Source organism: Marinobacter sp., from assembly GCF_052091845.1.
GTDB lineage: Bacteria > Pseudomonadota > Gammaproteobacteria > Pseudomonadales > Oleiphilaceae > Marinobacter.
The window spans coordinates 19,657-20,851 of the sequence record NZ_JBQDCO010000054.1 but is presented as its reverse complement, the minus strand read 5'-3'; the positions used below and the strand labels follow the sequence as shown (position 1 = coordinate 20,851).

Here is a 1,195-nt window from a genome sequence, read left to right as displayed (position 1 = left end):
GCGTTGCTGACGATATGTTGCTTCGAGCTCTTGAGAGCTTGCGAGCGACAGAGCGCTGCCACGTCCGTACGGGCGAATGTGGCAGCAGCAACGAATGCATCGACATCTTGCTGGATGCGTCGCTCCAGCCTGAGTTTTTTGCCCAATACCTGAACTGGCCAACGTGTCCAGTCACCTATCCGTCTAAGCAATCGGCAATGATGGTCCACTGATGCATCAGTGGAACTACGGAAATGCCTTTTAGCGGATTGAGGCAGATAGCCTGATCCGCTCCCCGTATTTAACCGCCCAGCACTATCGTATGAGTGGGGGCCCAGATAGTCTCGTTCCTATGGGTAACCAGAATAACGGTGCCCGGCAGTCTCCTTATGATTCTGGCGATTTCTTTCTCGGTATTCTGGTCCAAGGCTGAGGTGGCCTCATCAAGAACCAAAATGGGAGCGCCCTTAATCAATGCTCTGGCCAGTGCTAGACGTTGGCGCTCCCCACCGGAAAGAGCCGAGCCTTGATGGCCGACCGGCTGTTCTATACCAAGTGGCGAACGATCTATTACGCTTCCTAACGTGACGTACCTTGCAATCTTTTCTAGGTCTGCGTCTGATGCGTGCGGCTTTCCTATCCGAATGTTATCGGCGAGTGTGCCGGTAAAAATGACGGGGTCCTGCCCGACGTATGCAATGTGTGCCATTAGATCCTCATAGCGAATCTTCGCCAGCGGAACCTTACCGAGGGTAATTTCCCCACGCTCCGGATCGTCGAAACGCATCAGCAGTTCAATCAATGTACTTTTGCCACTCCCAGTAGGGCCAACGATTAGTAGTCTGGCACCCTCTGGGGCGTCCACAGAAATATCGTGTAGCATCGGTGAGTGGCTGACTTGCGTTGCCGCAAGGCCATATCCTTCTGGCTGTTTGACTTCATCTGGCCCGGCTTCTGGCAATGCTGGTGCATCAATGATTTGGTGATAGTCCTTCAGCGCAGCTCGCAAGTCGTTGATGACAAGCCCTGATAGGGCGAGTTCTTCCATAGGCGCTGCAGCACGAGTGATAAGCACCAACAGCGCCAACAATTGGCCGGGGTTGTCGAAACCTGTAAAGACCAGATAACTCGCCAGCCCCACTAATGGCAAGGCTCCCGCCAGTGCCGAGATGAAAACTGCAATGGCTGCGCCCCGGTTGATTCTCGCCATCGCCTG

General features: G+C 54.1%; 1 protein-coding gene and 1 pseudogene. One reads left to right on the top strand and one right to left on the bottom strand.

Annotated features, from left to right (window positions below):
* Positions 1–212, top strand: a pseudogene (locus tag ACTHYN_RS14355) (hypothetical protein); the annotation flags it as partial.
* A gap of 68 nt (positions 213–280) precedes the next feature.
* On the opposite strand, the gene ACTHYN_RS14350 reads toward ACTHYN_RS14355, so the two are convergent.
* Positions 281–1,195 (bottom strand): ATP-binding cassette domain-containing protein (locus tag ACTHYN_RS14350; protein ID WP_441813102.1); only part of this gene is annotated, 915 nt, incomplete at its 5' end.